Source organism: Streptomyces sp. GLSS-08 (assembly GCF_056387915.1).
The window spans coordinates 37480-59968 of the sequence record NZ_JBWJAQ010000002.1; the positions used below are offsets into that span (position 1 = coordinate 37480).

Here is a 22489-nt window from a genome sequence, read left to right on the forward strand (position 1 = left end):
GCGGGCGGGCGGCCGGGCGGCGCGCCGCCGCGAGGGCCGCGGGGCGCCGACGCGTACGAGGGCTCGGCGAGAGACCGGCCCTGCGCCGTGCCGCCATCGGCGTGGCGATGGTAGCGGCGGCCGTGCTCGGCTTCGCCGTCGCCGTGCTGCTGCCCGGCGACGACGAAGCGCGCGCCGCCCGGCCCACCGCGCCAGCCGCTCCGTCCGCGACGCCCGCCGCCGGCGCGCACCCAGGGGACGGCGACCCCGACGGCGCCGGCACCCTCCGCGAGGGGGACAGCGGTCCGGAGGTGGCCGAACTGCAGGAACGACTGCTGCGCATCCCGGACGTGTACGAGGACGGACCCACCGACGGCACCTACGACGCCGCGCTGACCGCCGCGGTCGCCCGCTTCCAGCGCTGGTACGGCATACGGGGTGACGAGACGGGTGTGTACGGGGACGACACGCGTCACGATCTGGAGGCGCGGACCACGCCGGCTGCGGGATGAACGACGCCTCCAGGTCCGCACCGCGAAGCCCTGCACCCCGCGCCCCCGCCCGCGAGGGCACGCGGTCGGTACAGGTCACTTGGCTGGGCGGCGTCGCAAGGGCACGCATCATCGATGGTCGCGACCCCGCCCCCTTGCGGACGCACCCGGGCCGACGGCAACAACGGCCTCGCTATCTCCCACAGTCCGTCCGGAACGATCCATCCCCACCGTCCACTCCCCATGCCCAGGACAACTGTCAACTGACCATGCAGGAAACGGTCCGCGTGCTCCTGGACGGCACCCTCAGCGAGTGCGACCGCCTGGGCGACGGACGAGCCGACTACTCCCACAAGCACCGGCGCCACGGCGTGAACGTGCAGGTCGTCACCGATCCCGAAGGCCAGCTTCTGTGGATCTCACCGGCCTTGCCGAGCCGCGCTCGCGAGCTGACCGCCGCACGCACCCACCGCATCATCCGAATCTGCGAACGCCAGGGCGCCCCGATCGTCGCCGACCGCGCCTACATCGGCGCCGTTTCCTGGGTCACCACCGCCATCCGCCGCCCGCCCAACGGCGAACTGTCGTCACTGGCGATGAAGTAGTTGTATGCGGCGCGCGGGAGGGACCGCCATCTCCCGTTGGACTGGACCTCGAGTCGCGTGACAGGATTCCGGTGGTTGCGGAGCTGGATTGCGCACCAGTGTGCTGTCGAGCGCTCCTTGTATCGGATTGACAGTATGTTGCCGGTGGCGGGGCTGACGAGCTTCCACGACACACGGACCCGCGCCCCGCCTGCGGGTTTCCGATCCGGCTGAACACAGCGCGGTTGAGATCAATGTCGCCGGGTCTGCACTCGGGGCACCGATCGATGATCTCTACTGTTTCGGTGCCGCGGGGACCGGTGACCTGGATATGGGCACCGCACATGCGTGCGTTGTCGTAGTCGGCGCTGTTGAGGGCAGCGATTCTGGTGATCAGTCGTGCTGCCCCGCAGAAGTTCGTTGAAGGGGTTGATCATGTTGTCCCCGTCATCGGGAAGGTGCTGGAGCCCGCTCGTTCACCGGATTCCGGAGTCGGGATATTCGGCATCCCATTCCTGGCGTGCTTGCGCGATGGCGTCGCGGTGTTCCGCCGACCAGTCCGTGAGGGCCTTGACCAGATAGGTGAGGCTGTGGCCCATCGCCGTGAGCTCGTACTCGACCTGCGGGGGCACCATGGGGTGCACGGTCCGGGTGACCAGGCCGTCGCGTTCCAACCGGCGCACGGTGAGTGTCAGCATCCGCTGTGAGATACCTGGTATGGCGCGCTGTAGCTGTCGGAAACGGCGGACACCCTGGGCCAGTTCGACGACGACCAGGACCGACCATTTGTCGCCGATCCGGTCGAGTACATCGCGGATCCCGCAGTCCTCGTGCTCGTCGCCGCAGCTGACGACGGGTTCGGTGGTTACCCCGGTGTGCCCCACTGACATGGAAGTGCCTCCTTACGCTCCCTGCCGCAAAACCGCAGGATGATCCCGGTTACCGAAGAGAACCTACCGGAACGGGAAAACCCTGATGATGCTGATTACTGGCGCCACCGGCGCCTTGGGCACGCTGATCGCCGAGCGGCTGGCCGACCGCGACGACACCGTTCTTGGAACGCGCGAACCTCAGCGGCTCAAGGCCCCGCTGCCGGTTTGCCACATCGACTTCGACGAGCCCGGCACCCTCGCCGGGGGCTTCGAGGCTGTGGATGTACTGCTGCTGATCTCCGCGGGCTACGGCGAGGATGACACCGTCATAGCCCGGCACGGTGCAGCCATCGACGCCGCGGAGAAGGCCGGTGTGGGACATGTCGTCTATACGAGCCTGACCGCCGACGGCGATCACCTTCCCTACGCGCTGCCGCACCGTTGGACCGAGCGTCGGCTCCAGGCGAGCACCATGGACTGGACTATCCTGCGCAATGGCCTGTACGCGGAGTTGCTGGGTGGCCTCGCGGCGCCGTCAGCCGACGGTCGGATTACCGCCCCGCTCGGCGAGGGCCAACTGGCCGCCGTTGCACGGGCGGATCTGGCCGATGCCGCGGCACGTGTGACGGTGGATGCGCCCGCTCATGCGGGGCGCATCTACGAACTCGTCGGCGAGCAGGCCATCAGCGGCGCCGACCTGGCCCGCGCTCACGGCCCACAGGTCACCTACGAGCCGGAGACCCTCACCCAGGCCCGCACCCGTATCGCCGCGTCCGGCGCCGAGCCGTTCCAGGTGCCGATGCTGGTAGGCACCTACTCCGCCATCGCGGCCGGGTTCATGTCCCGCACCGGCGGTGATCTGCGTCAACTGCTGGGCCGCGCACCACACTCCGCGCTCGCAGCAGCCCTCGCGTAGCCCACACAGCAACCAATCCGCGCCGCCAGGAAAGAACGATGCCCCGCGCAACCAAGAGGGTTCCGACGGCGGTTGTGGTGGACCTTGCGGAGCCGGTGTGTGCGCGCCTGCGGCGGCTGACAGCGTTTGTGACCGCACAGGTCCGGCAGGTCCTGCGGGCGAAGAGCGTTCTTGCTGCGGCTGACGGGCTGGCCGACGCCGCGATCGCACGCGAGCTGAAGGTCTGCGTCAACACGGTGCGCAAGTGGCGGGGCCGGTTCGCCGCCGCTGGCCTGGCAGCTCTGGCCGACGCGAAACGCTCCGGCCGGCCCTGTGTCCACGGCCGCAGGTGCGCGTCGCCGTAGTGGCCGCCGCCACCAGCGCGCCCCCGCACCCGGCGTCGAGCTGGTCGCACCGCAGGATCGCCGTGCAGGTGGCGGGCACGGCCTTCGCCGCGATCTCGCCGTCCCAGGTCGGCCGGATCCTGGCGGATCTGGATCTGAAACCGCACCGGGTGCGGGGCTGGCTCACCCGCCGGGATACCGGGCTTCCGGCAGCGGGCCGCCGACGTCTGCACCTTGTGCCTCCTCCCGCCCGAGGGCGCGGTGGTGCTGTCCGTCGACGAGAAGACCGCCAGCGCGCGACCCCGACGGGACCCTGGGCAGGCGCCCCGGCCCGGACGGATAGCCCGGCAGGAGTTCCGCACGTCGTCGCGGACCTGGTCGGCGTCCCACTTGGCCCGCCCGAGCAGGTGCTGCATGCCGTCCGGGGTCCTGTCCCCGGCCCACTCGGCGATGGTCCGGCAGTTCTCGCGCGGCAGGTCCGACAGCAGGCCGAGTACCAACTTCCGGGCCCGCCGTCGGGATTCCACCCGTGTGAACCGTCCCGCTATCCGGCTCATCAGGCCCTCGAACTCTTCCTGCCAGTGAGCAGGGTCTACGCTGTCACCTGCGACCACTGCATGATCGTTTGTCTTCACACGCCGATGATCAACGGTGGCCGCACCCGTCTCCACAGCGCGTCGGGGTCGCGCAGCGTCTGCCTGCCGTCCAGTATCTGGAGGACTTGTGCAACGTGGCGAAGTCTGGTGGGTTCAGTTCGACGAGCGCAGGTTGGTCGTACTGCTGTCGGGAGAGAACACGTCCGGGATCCAGGTGATGCAGGTCGTCCCTCCGGCGGGCGTCGACATCAGCGGTCTGGGCATCGAAGTGATGGTGGGCGCCGGTGAAGGACTGCCGTTCGAAGGCGTGCTGCGGCTCGCGCTCCCGCGTCCAGGCTTCACCCCGTGCACGTGGCTGACCACTGTGTCCCGGGACGACCTGATGGAGCGGGAGGCCGTCCTGTCCTCCCTGAAGCTCAGCGAGATTGACGACGCCCTCCGACTCGCTGAACAAGCGCACGAGCGTACCCCGGCAACGACCGCGAAGCTCAGCGAGATACGGGACGCCCTCCGTCTCGGTGAACTCGGGTAGACGAAGAAGAAGCCGACGCCCGCCACGGCGTGGGCGATCTCGGGCGAGATGATCCACGCTGGCCGCCTGCCGCCTCGGCGCCCTCACCATCGAGATCACGATCTACGGCTGGAGTATGAGGCACCGTTCGCGGCACCTCAGCCATCGGGGTGCTTCCGGCCAGACGCCACCTCCGGTCCGTGGGCCCGGCCAGCGTCCGTTCCTGACGTGACTCCACAACGTCGAGGTCGCACGGAACGGCGTTCGGGAAGGCGTCACGGCGACGCTCTTCACGCAGCGCGGCGACTTCCCTCTGCTCCTGCTCCGTCCAGCCCGGCGAGTCCGGGTACGCGCGGAACTGGAACGCGACCTCACCGCCGCGATCGACAACGCGATGGTGGCGCTCAACCTCGCAGGCCATCGTCTCCCGCTGCCGCCCGAAGTCGCCCGGCTAGTTCGTGCGCAACACGACCAGTGCCAGGCACGCTGGCAGCTCGATCAGACAGCCAGCGCAACACCATGGCTGTTCCCCGGCCAGGAGCCTGCCCGCCCTCTCGGAGCCACCTACCTCAATTTGAAGCTCCGCCGACACGGCATCGCGCCTCGCGCCGGCCGCAACAATGCTCGTCTCGCACTGGCCACAGACTTGCCGGCGTCCGTCCTCGCCGACTTCACCGGCACCAGCATCAGCAACGCCACCCGCTGGACCGGATACGCCAGACGCGACTGGCTCGACTACATCGCGTCCCGCACACAGATCTGACCGCTCCCCCGGGCGGCGGCCATGGTCCAGAGAAACCACCCCAAGATGGGGGCGGTCATAGCGCCTCTGCGCATTCGTCGACGAACGCGCAAAGCTGGCGAATGAGGCTCAAGAAGAAGGGGGTGGGGTCCGAATCGCCCTGCATGTGAGGTGCATCCTGAAGCCACTGCTGCCACAGGCCCCCCGGTTCCCGAAAGCGGTCGGCTTGACCACCTCCAAGGTTCAGGTCGATGAACTGGAGAGCGCCCATGACGACGGTCTGGTCGTAGGCGAGGTCAGGGCGACGAAGGTAGCGATCCAGGTAGGCAGCGAGCAGATCAGCGTCGCGCGCCGTTCCGAAACTGGCCAGGGCCACGCAATAGGCCAGCCCAGCACAGCAGACCTCGCTAGCCAGCAGGAGTTCCCCGAGGCGCTCACGGAACTCGGTCCGGCGGGAGACAGCTACGAGCCAAGCCGCAGTTCGTCGCTCGCGCCAGCCGCCCTCAAGAAGCTTGGCGATCTCATCTGCGGTGATGAGTCCAGCGTCCTCACGGAGATCTCGCATGAATCGGTCGTACGCAGGACTTCGCATGCGCAGCAAGCTGCCGCCGAGCTTCAGATAACGCCGCTCGGGCGTGACATAGCAGCGAACCAGAGCCAGCAACTCGGCATCGTCACGAGGATCGCGTATCACACAGCTGATCTTGCCTCGCTGGTGCAAAACGAGGCCATCCCATTCTTGCGCTCCTAGTCCGCCGCCCTCACCGGCACCAGCGCGACGGACTGGACGGAACTCGTCAAGCGCGACTGGACTGGGCCGCATCAGCAGCCCGCGAAGTGACAGCTGAGAAGTCGGTTTCCCTCGGGGGTGAGCCCCGGCATCATGGTCGTCGGTAAGTCCATACGCGAGAGGGGCGAGTGCGGGGGGTGTCTGGAGACGGGCAGGCGGATTTGACGGAGCTGTGGCGGCAGCGTTGGCCTAGTTGCCCTCCGGTTGGGTACAAGCTCCGTGACCCGTATCGGGATGTTTGGGTACGTTTTCACAGCTTGCCAGAGTCGAAGCGGTACGCGGACGACGAGAGCGAGCACACCGTCGTCCTGGAGCGCTACAACACCGTCCTCGATGAGTTGTTCGCTGGTGCGGACGTGTACGTGATCACTCCGCTCTGGACGACCGAAGCCGAGGTTCCGTCATCGCAACCCGTCACGGGCTATTGGCAGAGCTTGCTGGTGGAGGACGATCCTGACCCTGAGTTCCGCACGTACTGCCACCTCTTCGCCGCTCGCCTGCCCTGGCGGCGAGGCTGCATCGACGAGTTGCTCCGAGACATCGCCGTCGACAAGGTGGCGGGGGTCCTCATCACCGACACCCGGATGCAGCGCATCCATTACCCCTACGACGGTTGCGCCGACGTCTTCCTCGCCACGTCGCAGGAGCGGGACCGGATGCGCGATCGGCATGCCGATTGGCGTTCCAGTCATCTGTCGGGTCTCTGACCGGCTCGGATCGCCGCCCCGCTCAGAATGGTCTCCACCGCAAGTACCGGGTTGAGAGCTCCACGAGTTCCTTGGTGGCGACGGCGTGATGCATCGCGCTGAGCTGGGCATTTTCCTGTTGCATTGATGTTCGTTGGAGTCGTCGCCGCGCGGGGGCCTTTGTCCGGTTGATGGTCGGGGGGTGGTTTCGTGGCGTCGATCGAGCGGACGGCGTATCCGCGGTTGAAACACGCGGTGTCGGCGCGGGAGTTGCCCACCTCGGCAGCACGAATCCGGGAGGCAACGGCGCTGCCCCGGCTCGAGGCCGCGTCAGCGGCAGGCCGGAGAGGGCACGGAGGGTGGCGGTGCAGGAACTCGGCCGTTCAGCGGCTCCGGTCGACGCGGTCGACGAAGTCGCCGACCGCGGTGGCGAAGGCGGCGGGCGCCTCCTGCGCGACGAAATGCCCGACGTCCGGGATCGTGACCGCGGTGACGTCGCCGGCGACCTGGCGCATCGTCCGCTCGGTGAAGGGGGCGTTGATGCCGTCGACGGCGAGCACGGGAACGGTCAGCGGCCGCGACTCGGCCAGTGCCCGCATCCGGTCGCCGCCGGTCAGGGAGGAACGGTAGAGCCCCTCGGTGCCGCGCCAGCCGCCCGGCCGCGCGTAGGTGCGGGCGAACTCGTCGAGGTCGGCCTCGGTGACCCCGCGCGGCACCATCGTCATCACCGAGACGGCCCAGTCGAGCATCACTCGCTCGCGGCCGGCCAGGAACAGCTCCGGAATTCCCGGGGCGGCCAGGAATCCCACGTGCCAGGAGCCGCCGTTCCTCACGTCGGCAAGCATCTCCCAGCCGTACCCCGGAAGGGTGGTCTCGACGCCGGTGAAGCTGAGGACGTCGCCGGGGTGCGTGGCCGCGAACGCGAAGACCGGCCCGCCGCTGATGTCCTGGCAGGTCACGTGCACGGGCCCGACGCCGAGGTGGGCGACCAGCCGGTGCAGGTCCTCCGCCATGGTGGCCAAGTCGTGGTCGCCGTCGGCGATGCCGGAGTCGCCGAAGCCGCGCAGGTCGACGGCGAACACCCGGTGGGTGGCGGCGAGCAGCGGGATGACGTCGCGGAAGGCCCACCAGGACTCCGGCCACCCGTGCACCAGCAGGATCGGGGAGCCGGTGTCGCCCGCCGAGATGTAGTGCAACGTGGTGCCGTTGACCTCGGCGGTGTGGTGCGTGACGCCCGCCACGGCGGGCGAGGCGGTCACGAAAGAGCTGGTCATGCGATGACTCCCAAGATAGACAATCAGGTTGACTCCAGTGTTGGTCAACCTGGTTGTCCAGGTCAAGGGAAGATCTAGACTGTGGTCATGTCCTCACGATCCGGCGCCGATCTCGCCCTGCTGCTCCTGGGCAGCTATCGCAATCTGGTGGACGAAGTGGTCCGGGAGCTGGCGACCCGGGGATACCCCGACGCCCGGCCGTCGCACGAGTACGCGATCCGGGCCATCCGAGCCGGCGCCGACAGCGCCTCGGACTTGGCCCGCAGACTCGCCGTCACCAAGCAGGCCGCGGCGAAGACGATCGCCGCGCTCGTCGAACGCGGGTACGTCACCACCGAGACCGACCCCGCCGACATCCGCCGCAAGAACATCCGGATCACCGATCACGGGATCGGGCTGATCACCGAGAGCACGGCGATCTTCGACGAGGTGCGGGCCCGCTGGGAAGTGCGTCTGGGCGCCGCCGAACTCGCCGAGCTGGAAACGCAGCTCGCCCAATTCGTCGGCGACTCGCCCATCAACCTCGACGCTCCGGGCTGGGCGGCGGGACAGGAACTGCGCTAGCGGTCAGCCGAGGGTCGTGGTCGGCCGGTCGGCGCCGCGAGGCGCGCGGGTGCATCACCGTCCAGCAACGCCCTCACGTATTCGATGGGCTCCGCAGGCGAGAGCACAGGCAGCCTCTGGCGCAGTGTCCGCACAGCGTGCATGCGTCCGCGCGTAGCGGCGACTTCGCACAGCGCATCGTGTAGATCGTCTACTGCGGTGCGCACTGGCAGCCCACGTATCCGGTCTCTGTAGTCGGCCTCCCACTCTCCGGTTACCGCAGAGACGACGCCGATCTGGTGCAGTCCGCCGTCGACACGGTCGACCAGGTACGGCCCGTTGCCGGCCAGCATGAACTCCGAGTTCCGAGTGCGCACGAACTCCTCGGAGGTCCAGTAGACGATCCACACCAGCTCGTGCTTCTCGACGTCGACCACAGCCATCCGTAGCGCGTCCACACTCGCAGCCCGCCACTTTTGATAGTCGCGCTCCAGCTGTTCTTCGACAGCCCGAACGGCGGCTTCTCGCTCGATCACGCGTGCAGCATCCCGTACGGGCCCGGTTTCGACCAGCGAATTCCCACGGCTCAGGACCACGCAGAAGGGGCCAACGAACCTTCTCGCCCAGGAATAAAGCAGCTGAAAAACAAGTGCTCTGCGCCAGTACGCAACGATCCACGATTCCGGGCGGCGCCGGCGACCGCCGCCCGGTCGAACGCAGAGGGACGGCAAGACTGACGACGCCGTCCAGCCCGCAAAGTGCTCCGCCGCAGTGATCCGGCGCCGCGATCGCCGGGTATGGAATGCGCCGCCTGCGCCGGTCGACCGTTCTCGGCGTGGCGCCGGTGTGACCGGGCGTACGTCGGCCTGGCGGAGGCAGCGGGCCGTCGGGGGATTCGGCTCCGGTCGTCAGCCGAGTCGGGTCGAAGGAGGTCCGCGGCCGAGGCGCCGGCCGTTCCCGGCGGCTGCCCGTCGCGCGGCCGCCGCGCCCACTACGGCGTGCAGCCTCAGATCTTGTGACTGGTGATCGGTGCTGACCGTTGTCCGGTCATGCTGATGGATGTGAGGGTGGAGCACGTTGAGGGGTGGGCAGAGGAACTGGCTGCCCTGACGGGCGGGTTGGGGCATCCGAAGGGTGCCGCCCCTTCGCCCGGCCGGAGCCGCGGGAGGTGTTCGCCGATTTGATGGCGGCGCTGGAGCGGTATCTGCGCCAAGCCGAGGGCGCCGTCGTCGTCGACCTCGATGAGGACCGCGGGGGTGAGCTGCACGCCCTGGCGGTCACCGTGATTAAGGGCCTCGATGCGCGTGCTGGCCTGCTGACTGACTACGACCGCTCCCGGTTGAAGCTGACCGGCGACCATCTGGGGCACGCCCGGGAGGAACGGGGCCGGCACCGTGCCGCGGTCCTTCGCGCCGCCGCGGTCCTGGCTGCTGTGCAGGCCGGACCGCGGAGCGGAAGGCGGCCGAACTCGATTTCAAGACGTCCGTGCCACCCAAGGCCCGGGAGGTTCACAGCCGGATCGGGCCGCTGACGACCAGCGCGGAGGCGGCCCGGCAGAAGCTGGCGGCGGACGACGCTCTTCGGGCGAAGAACGCCAAGGTGATCGACGCGGGCCAGCGGGCGAACACGAAGCTGCGGCTTCGGCTGCGCAGCCGGCTCTCCGAAGCGCTCAGCGGCACGGAGCTGCTGCCGGTGTGGTTCGTCACCGCGCTCGGCTCGATGGCGCCTTCCCGGAACGCCAACGACTGGATGGACGCCGCGACCGATGTCCTGGCCTGCCGGGTTACCCACCGGATCGCCGATCCTGTGGTCGCCCTTGGCGCTCCGCCCGACGGCCACCGCGCCCCGCGCCGTACGGGGTGGCACCGGGAGCTGACTCGGGAGCTGAGGCGCTGGGGGTAGTGGGTCGAGCAGCCACCCTCTCCTTAAGCTGAGGAAAGGGCCCGGCCCATCCAGCCTTCTGGTGCCGCGGCCGCCGAAGTAGAAAGAGCCGGTGTGCCCCCACTGATAGGGGGAGTCCGGTTCAGCGCAGTAGCAGAACCGGTGAGACACCTGCGCAGGCAGGCCCCATCGCGGGTGGCACGAGCATTGTCTCGGCGTGCTGCTGCTCGTGCTGGGCAGCGTTCCGGCAGGGACCCCGGGCCGCATCGCCATCACGGTCGCCGCCCACTCCGACGAGGCGCGGCAGATGGCCATGCGCCTCGTGAACGACACAGGCTTCGACCCCTACGACGCCGGCGCACTGGCCGACTCCTGGCGCCAGCAGCCAATGGGCCCCGCCTACTGCACCGAGCTGACCCTCGAGGAACTGCCGGCGGCCCTGGCCGCGGCCGACCGCAAGGACACCCAGGTCCGCGACAGCATGATGGAGCGCTTCGACGCCCTCCCGGCCAACCCCACCCTCGCGGACGTCGTCGAGATGAACCGCGCCGCCCACCGCTGACACCTGCCCGCCGCTGACATCCTGCCGCAGGCCACCCACCAGCCCCGATCCGTCTACCGCACGGCCTTCTTCATCAGTCGACGGCCTTCAAGTGGCGCAGGGCCTCTCCTAGCGCGAGTTCGGTGGCGCCACGGGTTTGGAAGCCTCGCCTGAACAGCTCAGCCGTGCGCTGCTGCACCCCCTCACCTCGGACGAATTGCTGGAACAGTGCGGCGTCTGCGCGTACTTCGGCAGGAGTTGGCAGGCTGATGGCGTTGATTGCCGCCTTGGCTGCGATCAAAGCGTCACGGGGGAAACCGCTCATGCGCGCGGCGATGCCTGCTACGAACTCACCTCCTCCAGGTGGACCGATCGGGTGACAGATCCAGGCCGAACCGTCTTCCCCGCCCCGGCTCAGCCGCTCACACTGACCTCAGCGTTCTCGGTCGCGCGGTCCCCCTCCTCGCTGTAGTAGACACGCAGCTAGCTAGTCCGGGACCAGATGACAAACCGGCGATGCACGGTCGACTTGGACGCCCCGAAGCGCGGCGTCAACGCCAGCCAGGCACGCGCTCGTGGTTGCCGGTGTCTTGGCACGGCCCGATGCATGCTGGTGGCCGTGGTGCCGCACCCGTGCGTGCCGCGACGGCCGAACAGGGACGCGTGACCTGCGTCCCGTGACAGGTGAGGGGCATCGGGGTGGTGGACGACCAGCGAGCGGATCTGCCGCCTGGCACGGAGGCCGGCGCCCTGGCGGATCGTCTGAAAGAGCGCATCTACGCGACCATCACGATGATTGCCGTGGTCGTCGGTCTGTCCTCCGGTGATGTGGGTTCCCTCGGCGCTGTCGCTACGGTCCTCACGACCGCTCTGGGGCTGTGGCTCGCGGCGTTCGTCGCCGACCAGCAGGCGCACCGCACAGTGCACCGCCACCTCGCCACCGGCCACGAGCTGCGCCGCATGCTGTACGTCAGCAGCCCACTTCTGTCGTGCGCCGTGGGACCGACCGTGCTGATCGCTCTGGCCGCGCTGGAGGTTTTTTCCGTGCACACCGCACTGCTGGTGGCGGCGTGGGTGGGCGTCGTCTCCCTCTTCCTGTGGGGCTGCCTGGGCGGGCTGCGCATGGGAGGCGGCGCCTTGGCGGCGGTGGTGGCAGGCATCCTGGACGCGGTGATCGGTGTGGCGGTGGCCCTGGTGAAGGCCTCTGCCGGGCACTGACACACCGGGGGCGCCGCCAGTGTCAGCGCCCGGCCGCTCCTCGGCCCATGCGGATCGCGAGCACGAAATAGACCACCACCCGCGTCGGCAGCAACCGCGACCGCTGTTCCACGACCCCCAACAAAGTCACCGGTTCTGGAGATGACGCTCGCGTGGTCTCCAGCCCCGCTGAGATATCCCCCGACCTTGATTGACTCCTGGCTTATAACGCCTGCATTCAAACGGAACCGCACGTTCTCGATAGTGGCCCAAGCGCCCACCGCCCCCTCGGCACCGCCGCTGCGGATCAGGCTGCGCCTTTGGACCGTCCGCCTCGCGCCCGCGCCGCTGACCCGGTAGACCTCACGGACGACAGCTTCCGCAGCAGCGCCGTTCTCACCTCCGGGGCACACACTTCGTCCGCCGGGAGGTCCTGGCTCACTCTTCCGGGCTCCGGCGCGAATTTGGGGGTTCGTGACGATCACGAGCTGGTGGGCATCACCCATCTGAGGGGAATCCGGCGGTGAGGTAGGCCGACAGTTGCCCCGGTGCGTCTTCCTGGAGCAGGTGGCCCGCGCCCTCGATCCAGTGCAGCTCGGCGTGTGGGATTCGCTCGTGCAGCCACTCGGCGTACTCCGGGGGGAGGATGCGGTCCTCGCGGCCCCAGATGAGGCGTACCGGAAGGGACAGGCCGTCCAGCAGGTGCTCGTACGCGGCGGTGTCCGCCTGCCGGATCTGGCTGTACTGGCGGTAGAACGCGGCCTGCCCCGCGGCTCTCCGCCACGGTGCGAGAAACGCGTCGAGGACTTCCGGCCGGAAACCGACGTGCGTCGCGTGCCGCATGTGGCTGGCAACCAGCGCCTCGTGCGCGTAGTCCGGAAGCTGTTCGAAGGCCTCCGCGTGCTCCAGGATGAGCTGGAAAAGCCCTCGCTCCCACTCACCGCCGCTCACCGCGTCGAAGAGGGTCAGGTCCCGGTAGTTCCTCTCTTCCAGCAGTAGCGTCCGGAGGGCCACGGCCCCACCGATGTCATGGGCGACGACGCTGGGGCAGGACAGTTCCCAGTGGTCGAGGAGTTGGGCGAAGTTCCTCCCGTGAGCCGCCAGGCTGAGGTCCTGGCCCTCGCGCTGGTCCGACTGGCCGAAGCCGAGATGGTCGAAGACGAAGACCGTTCGGGTACGGGCGAGCGCTGGAGCGATGTCCCGCCAGAGAAGGGAGGAATACGGGGTGCCGTGCACCAGCACGATCGGGTCTCCGCTGCCGAGGACCCTCCAGCGCACCATCCCCTCAGGCGTCTGGAATTCCTCGCCAAGTTTCCAGTTCACCCTTGTTCTCCTCTTCTGCGGCATGACCAGCAACTTTCTCCAAGAGCATGGCCGATGCCGCCCTGGCAGGAGGTCCAGTGCGTCCGGAACTCATCAACATCACCCTTCCGTGATCTGGCGCCTCCCAAATCCATCGCTCAGGATCAGGCTTGTCGTGCGATCCGAAGCCATGAGTGCACCGGCCGCACGTCCTGCGCAGCTTCGCCGGCACCCGGTCGATCTCCGCCGTCATACGTCTTCCGTCAAGACGGATCCGGGCCGTGCCCCGCGCCGGAACCGTTCGACGGCGGCTGCCCAGACGTCCGGCCCCTGATCCGCCCTTCAGGCGCATCCAAAAGCTGTTGATCATGGGACTGTGGGCTTGTCCGCTCGTTGGTCTGGTCGTAGGGAAACGCCAGTCGCGACCGTGGATCGTGTCGGATGAACTCTGGTCGCTCATCGAGCCGTTGCTGTCCGTGCCGGCGCCGAAGCCGGCCGAGGGCAGACCTCGAGTGCCGGACTGCCTGGCCCTGTGCGGGACCCTGTTCGTCCTGCACACCGGGATCCAGTGGGAATACCCGCCCCAGGAGCTGGGCTTCGGCTCGGGCATGACCTGCTGGCGGCGTCTGTCGGCGTCTGGAGGCGTCTGGCGGCCTGGAACGAGGCCGGCGTCTGGGGTCGGCTGCACGTGCTGATGCTGGAGAAAGAGCTGCGGTCGAAGAACCAGCTGGACTGGTCCCGGGCGGTGATCGACTCCTCGCACGTCCGCGCGGCCCGACGGGGTTCAAAAGCGGATCCAGCCCGGTCGACCGCGCACGTCCGGGCAGCAAGCACCACCTCATCGTCGACGGCCAGGGCATCCCGCTCGCGGTGTCGCTGACCGGCGGAAGCCGCAACGACGTCACCCAACTCCTGCCCCTGCTCGACAAGATCCCGGCCGTCGCGGGCGGGGTCGGCAGACCCTGCCGACGTCCCGACGCGCGGCCGGCCGACCGCCGCCACGACCACGACAAGTACCGGCGCCTGCTCCGGCAACGCGGCATCCCCCCGTGATCGCGAAGCGAGGCCAACCCCACGCCACCGGCCTCGGCACCTTCCGCTACGTCGTCGAACGCACGATCGCCTGACTCCACAACTGCCGCTGCCTGCGCATCCGTTGGGAACCACGCGACGACATCCACGAAGCATTCCTCGGGCTCGCCGTCTGCCTGATCACCCACCGTCACGTCCAACGGCTGTGTCAGGGACAGTAAGCGGAGGCTTTGGCGCCGCGCCTCCGACGGGCGAGCGGCACGCACCGCGGCCATCGGTCGGCAACGCGGAACGGCAGCTTCACAGTTGGCCGGATGCATTCTGCGCGACACGTTGACTAGAAAGCGCTTTCCCCATACCTTCCCGTTCAGCAGCGTGACCCGCAGGCGTCCCCGCACGTACGGCATGTCGGTGCGCGAAGGCCGTGCGACCTGGGGAAGTGCACCTCCCGGAAAGCTTCACGATTCCTGCGGAAAGCGCTCGCATGCGCACCGAGTTCAACATGGCGTACGTCGTTCATGCACATAACCTCCGGATCGCACCCGAAGGGACACACCCGCATGCGTACTCACCCCCTGCGCACCCGCTCCCGCAGACCGGCCCTCGCGACGGGCGCCGCAGCCGTCCTGACCCTCACCGCCGCGCTCGTCCTCCCGCAGACCGCGAGCGCCGCGGAGACCGCACCGATCGGCTTCGGAGCCGGCACCACGGGCGGCGGCAGCGCCACCCCGGTGACCGTCACGACGCTCTCCGGCTTCAAGTCCGCCGTCGCCGGCGACTCGGCCAAGGTGGTCAAGGTCAGCGGCCTCATCTCACTGTCCGGGCAGGTGGATGTCGGCTCCAACACCACGGTCCTGGGCGTCGGTTCGTCGTCCGGCTTCACCGGCGGCGGCCTGCGCGTCAAGGAGGAGACCAACGTCGTCGTACGGAACCTGAACATCAGCAAGCCGCTCGCGCCCTCCGACGGCATCACCGTCCAGAAGTCGACGAAGGTGTGGATCGACCACAACTCGTTCTCGGCGGACCGTGATCACGACAAGGACCACTACGACGGCCTGCTCGACATCACCCACGCCTCGGACAACGTCACGGTCTCCTGGAACACCTTCAAGAACCACTACAAGGGCTCGCTCGTCGGACACAGCGACAGCAACGCCTCCGAGGACACCGGGCACTTGAAGGTGACGTACCACCACAACCACTTCAGCAACGTCTACTCGCGGATCCCCAGTCTGCGCTTCGGCACCGGGCACTTCTACGACAACTACGTCGAGGGTGCCGACACCGCGGTGCACTCCCGCATGGGCGCGCAGATGCTCGTGGAGAACAACGTCTTCCGCTCGACGAAGATCGCGGTCACCACCAGCCGCAGCAGCGACGTCGACGGCTACGCCAACCTCCGCGGCAACGATCTCGGCGGAGCCGCCACCGAGATCTCCCGCACGGGCTCCTTCACCAGCCCGCCCTACAGCTACACCGCCGAACCCGCCTCGTCCGTCGTCGCCTCGGTGACGGCAGGCGCGGGAGCCGGAAAGCTCTGAAACCCCCACGCACAGAAGGAATCGGGACATGACCTCATCAGTAGACCCGCAATCGCGTCGCCGCCCCCACCGGCGTCGCGCCCTGACCAGCACCCTCGCCGCCCTCGGCCTCACCGCCGGCACCTTCCTGGTGAGCGGCCTGGCCGGCACCGCCGACGCGGCGGCGGCCTGGCCGACACCGACGAGCAGCGTGGCGGTCACCGCCACGAAGTCGGTCTCCGGCACGTACGACGGCGGTCTCAAGCGCTTCTACGGCAGCGGTGACCTCGGCGACGGCGGTCAGGACGAGGGCCAGGACCCGCTGTTCAACCTCGCGGACGGCGCGGTCCTCAAGAACGTCGTCATCGGCGCCCCGGCGGCCGACGGCATCCACTGCGCCGGCACCTGCACGCTGCAGAACGTGTGGTGGGAGGATGTCGGCGAGGACGCGGCCACCTTCAAGGGCAAGTCGTCCTCGGCGACCTACCTGGTGAGCGGCGGCGGCGCGAAGTCGGCCTCGGACAAGGTGTTCCAGTTCAACGGGGCCGGCAAGCTGACCGTGACCGGCTTCCAGGTCTCGAACTTCGGCAAGCTGGTCCGCTCGTGCGGCAACTGCTCGACGCAGTACAAGCGCACGATCGTCGTGAACGACGTCGACGTGACGGCGCCCGGCAAGTCCGTCGTCGGCATCAACACCAACTACGGTGACACGGCGACACTGACGAAGATCCGCATCCACGGCGACAGCAGCAAGAAGATCAAGCCGTGCATCCGGTACACGGGCAACAACACCGGAGCGGAGCCCACCGAGACCGGCAGCGGTCCGGACGGCACGTACTGCAAGTACACGGCGTCCGACATCACGTACGGCTGATCCGGCGTCCCGGACCGGCGTGACCGGGCGGCCGGATCTGGGCCTGCCGGGGCGGAGGTCGCCCCGGTCAGTGCCCGGTGTAGACGAAGCCGACCTTGTCGACCCCGTCACCGCTGCGGCCGTGGAGTCCGGCGATGTGATGCCCGTCGGGCGCGGTGCGGGTCACGCAGTCGGACGTCGTCGTCCCGCCCGCGAGAACGCGGCCGAGGTTCGTCGTGAACTTCGCGTAGAAGATGCGGGTGCGGCCGTCCTTGGTGCCCCGGCACAGCTGGGCCGAGGCCAGGTACTCGTCGGCGCCGAGCGTCAGGGACGAGGCCGTTCCGCCGGTGCCCCCGTGGGCGAGTACCGTGCCGTCGCCCAGCGTCAGCCCCATCCGGTCGACGCGTGAGCCGCTGCGCAGGGAGACAGTGGTCACCCGCGCCCCGGGCGGTACGCGGTCGATGTCAGTGAAGTGGTCGCCGTGCGGTCCGCCGAACTGGTCGCTGAGCCGGTAGGCCGCGTTGCGGGACCAGGTGAAGCCGGCGGAGACGGGGTCGTGGTCGGAGAGCCTGAGTCCGTCGTCGGTCAGGAAGCGGGCGCGCTCGTTGTGGTGGGACGTGGCGTCGAGCGAGACGAGCCGGCTGCCCCGGTAGAGAATCTTGTCGACCACCTCGCAGGTGTCGGTGGCTGCCTTCTCGTCGCAGACCAGGGCGTCGCTGCCCTTGGCCGGCGGGGTGCCGCCGCGTACGAGCCGCACCCAGGTGTCGGTGAGCCCGTTGGCCGACGCGAACTCGGCGATCGTGTCGCCCGAGCGCGTGTAACGGGTGTTGGTGTCGCCCATGACGACGACGGCGTTGCCCGCGGAGTGGCTCCTGATGAACGCCGTGAGCTGGCGGAGGTTGTCCGCGCGGGAGGCCAGATCACCCTCGCCGGTACCGGCGTTGGTGTGCAGGTTGTAGAAATCCACGTAGACGCCCTCGGCGAGGCGCTCGCGCATGAAGGTGAAGCCCTTGGGGGTGAGGCAGTCGCCCGAGTCGAGCTGACAGGAGTTCCAGCGCACCCGCTCGAACTCGTCGGGGTCGTCCGGGAGTCCGGCCAGCGTGTTCAGCCCGCTGCCGATGCCCGCGCCCCCGCTGGTGGCGGTGCGGTACGGGTGGGAGTCGGCGGCGTACAGGTGGGCGTGGTAGTTGAAGTCCTCCTGCACGTGGACGATGTCGTACGGGCCGAGGCGTCCGCCGATCGTCGTGGTGGCTGCCCCGCGGGGGGTCGGCGCGCTGGAGATGCCGTCGGGCAGTCCCGCGACGTTGTAGGTGAGCACGTCGAAGGTGCCCGAGTCGGCGGCGGCGGCGGGTGGGGCGGCGGCGGTGAGCCCGCCGAGGACGGCGGCTGCCGCCGCCAGGCAGGAGAGAAGTCTGCGCACGGAAGGTGTCTCCTCGAGTGGGGGGTGAGCGGGCGCCGCCAAGCCGTGGCGCCGGGCGGACGGTGCGGGAGGACCGGTGACGCGTGCCCGACGGGCCGAACAGGCTTCGGATCGAGCGCTGAGAACCTAGAAGCCGATCGTGTACGCGTCAATAACGCGGATGGCTCGACACGTGAACCGAGCCAGTCCGCACGGCCCGTGCCGTTCCGGGCCGGCTCAGACCCCGTGCCGTTCCGGGCCGGCTCAGACCCCGTGCCGTTCCGGGCCGGCTCAGACCCCGTGCCGTTCCGGGCCGGCTCAGACCCCGTGCCGTTCCGGGCCGGCTCCGCCAAGTGCCGCTCCCCGGGCCGATCTCGACCCGTGTCGCTCCGCCCCGCTTCGTGTCGCCCGGCCCCGACCCTGTCGCCCTCCCACCCCGATCGTGCGTCCCGTCCCGTGCCGCCCGTTCCGGGGATGCCCGGGATCAACCACCCGCCGTGAGGTCCGCCGGTACCACCAGGTCCGCGCGGTCGCGGGTGGTCGCGACCAGCTCGGCGTTGCGCTGGTCCGTGCCGCGCACCCAGGCGACCGCCGCCTCGTGGTCCTTGCCGAAGCGTTCGTGGCGGGCGACGAGACGGCGTACGCGCTCCGCCTCGTCGAGTTCGCAGAACCAGACCTCGTCGAGCAGCGGCCGGACGCGGGCCCAGTCGCCGTCCGGCACGAGCAGGTAGTTGCCCTCCGTGACGATCAGGCGGGCCGCGCGGGGGACCGGGACGGCACCCGCCAGGGGCTGCTCCAGGGTGCGTTCGAAGCCCGGCGCGTACACGACGTCGTCCTCGTCGTCGCGCAGCCGGCGCAGCAGTGCCGCGTAGCCGGCCGCGTCGAACGTGTCGGGAGCGCCCTTGCGGTCCCGTCGGCCGAGCCGGTCCAGTTCGGCGTCCGCCAGGTGGAAGCCGTCCATGGGGACGTGCGCCGCCCACGGCGCCCCGGTCCCGTTGAGCGCCTCGACCAGGTGCTCGGCGAGCGTCGTCTTGCCCGCGCCAGGACCGCCCGCGATGCCGAGCAGGGCGCGGCGGCCGGGACGCACGAGCGCTGCCGCCCGCTTCACGAGGTCGTCGAAGGTCATGGACGTGTTTCCCCTTCGGTGTCGGCCGGGCGGTGCGAGGACTGGTGGGGATGACGGCCCCCATCTCGGGCAGACGCTCTGTCGAGCTCGTGGAAGGAGTATGAACCGACGATGCCCGCAGCCGAACAGCACCTCCGTACCCGGCGTCGCGCGGCTGACGCAAGCGATAGGCATGTGGTGCCCGACACCCGCTGGAAGGGCACCGACCGGGGAAGGTTGTCACCATGACGCAGTTCGGTCTTCCGAAGAAAATCCAGGCCTGCCTCTTCGATCTCGACGGGGTCATCACCAAGACGGCCGTCGTGCACGCCGCCGCGTGGAAGCGGACGTTCGACGACTTCCTGCGCCGACGCGACGGCGACGGCTTCCGTCCCTTCTCCGACGACGACTACGGCCAGTACGTGGACGGGCTGCCCCGTGCCGACGGCGTCCGCGCCTTCCTCGCCTCACGCGGCGTCGAACTGCCCGAGGGCGGCACCGACGACGCGCCGGACAAGGAGACGGTGCACGGTCTCGGCAACCGCAAGAACGAGCTGCTGCTCGACCTGATCCGCACCGACGGTGTCGAGGCGTACGACAGCACGCTGCGCTACGTCCAGGCGCTCCGCGCCGAGGGACTGCTCACCGCCGTCGTCTCCTCCAGCGCCAACTGCCAGGACGTCCTGCGGTCGATCGGCGCGGAGTGCCTCTTCGACGTCCGCATCGACGGTGTCGTCGCCGCCGAGCGGAAACTGCCGGGCAAGCCGCGTCCGGACACCTTCCTGGCCGCTGCCCGTGACCTCGGCGTCGACGCGTCGGCCGCCGCCGTCTTCGAGGACGCGCTGGCCGGCATGGACGCGGGACGTTCGGGCCACTTCGGGTTCGTCGTCGGGGTGGACCGGGTCGGCCAGGCGGACGCGCTGCGGAAGCACGGCGCCGACATCGTCGTACAGGATCTGGCCGAACTGAGGGAGCAGCGTTGATCACCCACACGTCGTACGCCGTCGCGCCGTGGACGGTGCGCGAACACATCCTGCACCTCGACGTACTGCCGCAGAGCGAGTCGGTGTTCGCGCTCTCCAACGGCCACGTCGGCTGGCGTGGAAACCTCGACGAGGGCGAACCGCACGGCCTGCCCGGCTCCTATCTCAACGGCGTCTACGAGAGCCACCCGCTGCCCTACGCGGAGGCGGGCTACGGCTACCCGGAGTCCGGGCAGACCGTCATCAACGTCACCAACGGCAAGATCATCCGGCTGCTCGTCGACGACGAGCCGTTCGACCTGCGGTACGGCAAGCTGCGCTCGCACGAGCGGACCCTGGACCTGCGCACCGGCCTGCTCACCCGGACCTGCGAGTGGACGTCGCCTGCCGGGTCGACGGTCCGCGTCCGTTCCACCCGGCTGGTCTCCTTCACCCAGCGGGCGATCGCCGCGGTCGCCTACGAGGTCGAGGCCGTCGACAGCGAGAGCCGGATCGTCGTCCAGTCGGAGCTCGTCGCGAACGAGCAACTGCCGGGCCACAGCGGCGATCCGCGGGCCGCGGTCGCCCTGGACTCGTCGCTGGAACCGGAGGAGCACTTCGCGAAGGACTGCCGGCTGCGGCTCGTGCACCGTACGCGGCGCAGCGGCCTGCGCGTCGGTGCCGCCGCCGACCACGCGGTGGAGGGACCCGAACCGACGACCACGGACAGCGAGAGCGACGACGACGTCGCCCGGCTGACCGTCACCTCCGTCCTGGCCCCCGGACAGACGCTCAGGGTCGAGAAGTTCGTCTCGTACGGCTGGTCCAGCGCGCGGTCGCTGCCCGCCGTGAGCGACCAGGTGGACGCGGCGCTGGCGGCCGCCACCCGTTCGGGCTGGCAGGGGCTCGTCGACGAACAGCGCGCCTACCTCGACGACTTCTGGGCGCGGGCCGACGTGGAGGTCGACGGCGACGAGGAGATCCAGCAGGCCGTCCGCTTCGCCCTCTTCCACGTCCTGCAGGCCGGCGCCCGTGCCGAGCAGCGGGCGATCCCCGCGAAGGGGCTCACCGGTTCCGGTTACGACGGGCACGCCTTCTGGGACACCGAGACCTTCGTGCTGCCCCTGCTCATGTACACCTCGCCGCGTGCCGTGGCGGAGGCGCTGCGCTGGCGCCAGAACACCCTGCCCGCCGCCCGTGAGCGCGCCGCGCAGCTCGGCCTCAAGGGCGCGGCCTTCCCCTGGCGGACCATCGCGGGATCGGAGGGGTCGGCGTACTGGCCGGCCGGCACCGCCGCGTTCCACGTGAACGCAGACATCGCCGACGCCGTGGTGCGCTACGTCGCCGTCACCGGTGACAAGCACTTCGAACGCGACACCGGAGTCGAACTGCTGGTGGAGACCGCCCGGTTGTGGAGGTCCCTGGGACACCACGACCACCAGGGGAAGTTCCACATAGACGGGGTGACCGGGCCCGACGAGTACAGCGCGGTCGCGGACGACAACACGTACACGAACCTGATGGCCCGGACGAACCTGCTGGCCGCGGCCGAGGTCGTCGAGCGCCATCCCCGGCAGGCCTCGGCTCTCGGCGTCGACGACGAGGAGAGCGCCGCCTGGCGGGACGCCGCCGAGGCCATGCACATCCCGTACAACCACGAACTGGGCGTCCACGAGCAGAACGCCGGGTTCACGCGCTATCAGCGCTGGGACTTCGCGGCCACCGGCCCCGAGCAGTACCCGCTGATGCTGAACTTCCCGTACTTCGACATCTACCGCAAGCAGGTCGTCAAGCAGGCCGACCTGGTGCTGGCGATGTACAAGTGCAGCCCCTTCTTCGACGACGAGCACAAGGCACGCAACTTCGCCTACTACGAACCCCTCACCGTCCGCGACTCCTCGCTGTCGGCCTGCTGCCAGGCCGTCATCGCCGTCGAGGCAGGTCATCCGCACCTCGCCTACGACTATCTGATGGAAGCGGCGCTGATGGACCTGGAGGATCTGGAGCACAACACCCGCGACGGCCTGCACATCGCCTCCCTCGCCGGTGCCTGGATGGCGCTGGTCGCCGGTTTCGGCGGGCTGCGCCACCACGGGGACGCGATCCAGTTCGCGCCGCGGCTGCCCGAGCGGATCGGCCGCCTCGCCTTCCATCTGGAGATGCTGGGCCGCCGCCTGCGCGTGGAGGTCAGGCCGAACAGCGCCACCTACACCGTGCTGAGCGGCGAGCCGCTGACGATCCACCACTACGGCGAGCCGCTCACGGTCGACGCCGACAAGCCCCAGCAACGGGACATACCGAAGACCCCGCAGCGTCCGGCGCCGGAACAGCCACCGCACCGGCGCCCGAACAGCGGGCTGCTGGGACGCGTCGGCGGGGGGTGAGCGGGC

Annotated in this window: 23 protein-coding genes and 4 pseudogenes; 16 read left to right on the forward strand and 11 right to left on the reverse strand. The window is 69.3% G+C overall.

The features are described 5' to 3' along the window. Positions 1-107 precede the first annotated feature (107 nt). Positions 108-491, forward strand: a complete 384-nt coding sequence (locus tag AC0ZLC_RS02880) for a peptidoglycan-binding domain-containing protein (protein WP_476750724.1) — start codon at positions 108-110, stop codon at positions 489-491. A gap of 107 nt (positions 492-598) precedes the next feature. Here AC0ZLC_RS02880 and AC0ZLC_RS02885 read toward each other — a convergent pair. Further along, positions 599-715: pseudogene (locus tag AC0ZLC_RS02885) on the reverse strand (IS5/IS1182 family transposase); the annotation flags it as partial. Between the two features lie 42 nt (positions 716-757). On the opposite strand from AC0ZLC_RS02885, the pseudogene AC0ZLC_RS02890 reads away from it, so the two are divergent. Beyond that, positions 758-1057: pseudogene (locus AC0ZLC_RS02890) on the forward strand (transposase family protein); the annotation flags it as partial. A gap of 473 nt (positions 1058-1530) precedes the next feature. Here AC0ZLC_RS02890 and AC0ZLC_RS02895 read toward each other — a convergent pair. Beyond that, entirely contained in the window at positions 1531-1944 is a 414-nt protein-coding gene (locus AC0ZLC_RS02895) for a winged helix-turn-helix transcriptional regulator (protein ID WP_217240014.1), read from the reverse strand. An 85-nt stretch (positions 1945-2029) separates the two neighbouring features. Between AC0ZLC_RS02895 and AC0ZLC_RS02900 the strand changes: the two genes are divergently transcribed. Further along, positions 2030-2842, forward strand: a complete 813-nt coding sequence (locus AC0ZLC_RS02900; protein WP_476750260.1) for an NAD(P)H-binding protein — start codon at positions 2030-2032, stop codon at positions 2840-2842. Positions 2843-2880: 38 nt separating this feature from the next. Further along, positions 2881-3186 (forward strand): helix-turn-helix domain-containing protein, encoded by a 306-nt coding sequence (locus AC0ZLC_RS02905; protein WP_476750261.1) that lies wholly within the window; start codon positions 2881-2883, stop codon positions 3184-3186. Positions 3187-3521: 335 nt separating this feature from the next. On the opposite strand, the pseudogene AC0ZLC_RS02910 reads toward AC0ZLC_RS02905, so the two are convergent. Further along, positions 3522-3722, reverse strand: a pseudogene (locus AC0ZLC_RS02910) (transposase); the annotation flags it as partial. A 166-nt stretch (positions 3723-3888) separates the two neighbouring features. On the opposite strand from AC0ZLC_RS02910, the gene AC0ZLC_RS02915 reads away from it, so the two are divergent. Both AC0ZLC_RS02915 and AC0ZLC_RS02920 read left to right on the forward strand, forming a co-directional pair. Continuing rightward, positions 3889-4293, forward strand: a complete 405-nt coding sequence (locus AC0ZLC_RS02915) for a type II toxin-antitoxin system PemK/MazF family toxin (protein ID WP_476750262.1) — start codon at positions 3889-3891, stop codon at positions 4291-4293. 373 nt (positions 4294-4666) lie between these two features. After that, positions 4667-5035 carry a hypothetical protein gene (locus AC0ZLC_RS02920; protein ID WP_476750263.1) on the forward strand — a complete coding sequence of 123 codons (369 nt, stop codon included), beginning with the start codon at positions 4667-4669 and terminating at the stop codon, positions 5033-5035. 55 nt (positions 5036-5090) lie between these two features. Here AC0ZLC_RS02920 and AC0ZLC_RS02925 read toward each other — a convergent pair whose 3' ends face one another. Beyond that, positions 5091-5708 (reverse strand): DUF6000 family protein, encoded by a 618-nt coding sequence (locus AC0ZLC_RS02925; protein WP_476750264.1) that lies wholly within the window; start codon positions 5706-5708, stop codon positions 5091-5093. A gap of 233 nt (positions 5709-5941) precedes the next feature. On the opposite strand from AC0ZLC_RS02925, the gene AC0ZLC_RS02930 reads away from it, so the two are divergent. Next, positions 5942-6511, forward strand: a complete 570-nt coding sequence (locus AC0ZLC_RS02930) for a DUF3885 domain-containing protein (RefSeq protein WP_476750265.1) — start codon at positions 5942-5944, stop codon at positions 6509-6511. Positions 6512-6873: 362 nt separating this feature from the next. Here the strand turns inward: AC0ZLC_RS02930 and AC0ZLC_RS02935 are convergent, their stop codons facing one another. Next, entirely contained in the window at positions 6874-7764 is an 891-nt protein-coding gene (locus AC0ZLC_RS02935; protein WP_476750266.1) for an alpha/beta fold hydrolase, read from the reverse strand. Between the two features lie 87 nt (positions 7765-7851). Here AC0ZLC_RS02935 and AC0ZLC_RS02940 point away from each other — a divergent pair, with 87 nt between their 5' ends. Continuing rightward, positions 7852-8328: a MarR family winged helix-turn-helix transcriptional regulator gene (locus AC0ZLC_RS02940; protein ID WP_476750267.1), complete on the forward strand. Its 477-nt coding sequence runs from the start codon at positions 7852-7854 to the stop codon at positions 8326-8328. Here AC0ZLC_RS02940 and AC0ZLC_RS02945 read toward each other — a convergent pair. Further along, positions 8325-8843, reverse strand: a complete 519-nt coding sequence (locus tag AC0ZLC_RS02945) for a YrhB domain-containing protein (RefSeq protein WP_476750268.1) — start codon at positions 8841-8843, stop codon at positions 8325-8327. The two genes, AC0ZLC_RS02940 and AC0ZLC_RS02945, sit on opposite strands and share 4 nt — an antisense overlap. Before the next feature lie 949 nt (positions 8844-9792). Here AC0ZLC_RS02945 and AC0ZLC_RS02950 point away from each other — a divergent pair. Next, the gene (locus AC0ZLC_RS02950; RefSeq protein ID WP_476750269.1) at positions 9793-10209 is read left to right on the forward strand and encodes a hypothetical protein; all 417 of its coding nucleotides are present in this window, start codon (positions 9793-9795) and stop codon (positions 10207-10209) included. 196 nt (positions 10210-10405) lie between these two features. Then, the gene (locus AC0ZLC_RS02955; protein WP_476750270.1) at positions 10406-10750 is read left to right on the forward strand and encodes a hypothetical protein; all 345 of its coding nucleotides are present in this window, start codon (positions 10406-10408) and stop codon (positions 10748-10750) included. A gap of 73 nt (positions 10751-10823) precedes the next feature. Here AC0ZLC_RS02955 and AC0ZLC_RS02960 read toward each other — a convergent pair whose 3' ends face one another. Next, positions 10824-11054, reverse strand: coding sequence for a hypothetical protein (locus AC0ZLC_RS02960; RefSeq protein ID WP_476750271.1), 231 nt, complete (start codon positions 11052-11054; stop codon positions 10824-10826). Positions 11055-11428: 374 nt separating this feature from the next. On the opposite strand from AC0ZLC_RS02960, the gene AC0ZLC_RS02965 reads away from it, so the two are divergent. Then, the gene (locus tag AC0ZLC_RS02965) at positions 11429-11947 is read left to right on the forward strand and encodes a hypothetical protein (protein WP_476750272.1); all 519 of its coding nucleotides are present in this window, start codon (positions 11429-11431) and stop codon (positions 11945-11947) included. 22 nt (positions 11948-11969) lie between these two features. Here AC0ZLC_RS02965 and AC0ZLC_RS02970 read toward each other — a convergent pair whose 3' ends face one another. Next, positions 11970-12077, reverse strand: a complete 108-nt coding sequence (locus tag AC0ZLC_RS02970; protein WP_476750273.1) for a transposase domain-containing protein — start codon at positions 12075-12077, stop codon at positions 11970-11972. A gap of 347 nt (positions 12078-12424) precedes the next feature. Continuing rightward, positions 12425-13249 carry an alpha/beta fold hydrolase gene (locus AC0ZLC_RS02975; protein WP_476750274.1) on the reverse strand — a complete coding sequence of 275 codons (825 nt, stop codon included), beginning with the start codon at positions 13247-13249 and terminating at the stop codon, positions 12425-12427. Positions 13250-13596: 347 nt separating this feature from the next. Between AC0ZLC_RS02975 and AC0ZLC_RS02980 the strand changes: the two are divergent. The 3 genes and pseudogenes from AC0ZLC_RS02980 (at position 13597) to AC0ZLC_RS02990 (ending at position 16654) form a co-directional block, all read left to right on the forward strand. Next, positions 13597-14481 (forward strand): annotated as a pseudogene (locus AC0ZLC_RS02980) (IS5 family transposase). Between the two features lie 339 nt (positions 14482-14820). Further along, complete coding sequence (locus tag AC0ZLC_RS02985) at positions 14821-15801, forward strand: pectate lyase family protein (protein WP_476750275.1); 981 nt, start codon at positions 14821-14823, stop codon at positions 15799-15801. Positions 15802-15829: 28 nt separating this feature from the next. Beyond that, a complete protein-coding gene (locus AC0ZLC_RS02990; RefSeq protein WP_476750276.1) occupies positions 15830-16654 on the forward strand; it encodes a pectate lyase in 825 nt (274 codons plus the stop codon). Between the two features lie 67 nt (positions 16655-16721). Here the strand turns inward: AC0ZLC_RS02990 and AC0ZLC_RS02995 are convergent, their stop codons facing one another. Further along, a complete protein-coding gene (locus AC0ZLC_RS02995; RefSeq protein ID WP_476750277.1) occupies positions 16722-18053 on the reverse strand; it encodes a jacalin-like lectin in 1332 nt (443 codons plus the stop codon). Positions 18054-18516: 463 nt separating this feature from the next. Further along, a complete protein-coding gene (locus tag AC0ZLC_RS03000; RefSeq protein ID WP_476750725.1) occupies positions 18517-19260 on the reverse strand; it encodes a nucleoside/nucleotide kinase family protein in 744 nt (247 codons plus the stop codon). Between the two features lie 122 nt (positions 19261-19382). Here AC0ZLC_RS03000 and AC0ZLC_RS03005 point away from each other — a divergent pair, with 122 nt between their 5' ends. Further along, a complete protein-coding gene (locus AC0ZLC_RS03005; RefSeq protein WP_476750278.1) occupies positions 19383-20120 on the forward strand; it encodes an HAD family hydrolase in 738 nt (245 codons plus the stop codon). Next, positions 20117-22483 carry a glycoside hydrolase family 65 protein gene (locus AC0ZLC_RS03010; RefSeq protein ID WP_476750279.1) on the forward strand — a complete coding sequence of 789 codons (2367 nt, stop codon included), beginning with the start codon at positions 20117-20119 and terminating at the stop codon, positions 22481-22483. The genes AC0ZLC_RS03005 and AC0ZLC_RS03010 overlap by 4 nt, the downstream gene beginning before the upstream one ends. Positions 22484-22489 lie beyond the last annotated feature (6 nt).

Bases quoted from the DNA above. Each gene is read 5' to 3' on its own strand.
- AC0ZLC_RS02895 (WP_217240014.1), bottom strand. From the start codon at position 1,944: ATGTCAGTGGGGCACACCGGGGTAACCACCGAACCCGTCGTCAGCTGC.
- AC0ZLC_RS02905 (WP_476750261.1), top strand. From the start codon at position 2,881: ATGCCCCGCGCAACCAAGAGGGTTCCGACGGCGGTTGTGGTGGACCTT.
- AC0ZLC_RS02985 (WP_476750275.1), top strand. From the start codon at position 14,821: ATGCGTACTCACCCCCTGCGCACCCGCTCCCGCAGACCGGCCCTCGCG.
- AC0ZLC_RS02990 (WP_476750276.1), top strand. From the start codon at position 15,830: ATGACCTCATCAGTAGACCCGCAATCGCGTCGCCGCCCCCACCGGCGT.
- AC0ZLC_RS02935 (WP_476750266.1), bottom strand. From the start codon at position 7,764: ATGACCAGCTCTTTCGTGACCGCCTCGCCCGCCGTGGCGGGCGTCACG.
- AC0ZLC_RS03005 (WP_476750278.1), top strand. From the start codon at position 19,383: ATGACGCAGTTCGGTCTTCCGAAGAAAATCCAGGCCTGCCTCTTCGAT.
- AC0ZLC_RS02880 (WP_476750724.1), top strand. From the start codon at position 108: ATGGTAGCGGCGGCCGTGCTCGGCTTCGCCGTCGCCGTGCTGCTGCCC.
- AC0ZLC_RS02940 (WP_476750267.1), top strand. From the start codon at position 7,852: ATGTCCTCACGATCCGGCGCCGATCTCGCCCTGCTGCTCCTGGGCAGC.
- AC0ZLC_RS02960 (WP_476750271.1), bottom strand. From the start codon at position 11,054: ATGAGCGGTTTCCCCCGTGACGCTTTGATCGCAGCCAAGGCGGCAATC.
- AC0ZLC_RS02920 (WP_476750263.1), top strand. From the start codon at position 4,667: ATGGTGGCGCTCAACCTCGCAGGCCATCGTCTCCCGCTGCCGCCCGAA.
- AC0ZLC_RS02900 (WP_476750260.1), top strand. From the start codon at position 2,030: ATGATGCTGATTACTGGCGCCACCGGCGCCTTGGGCACGCTGATCGCC.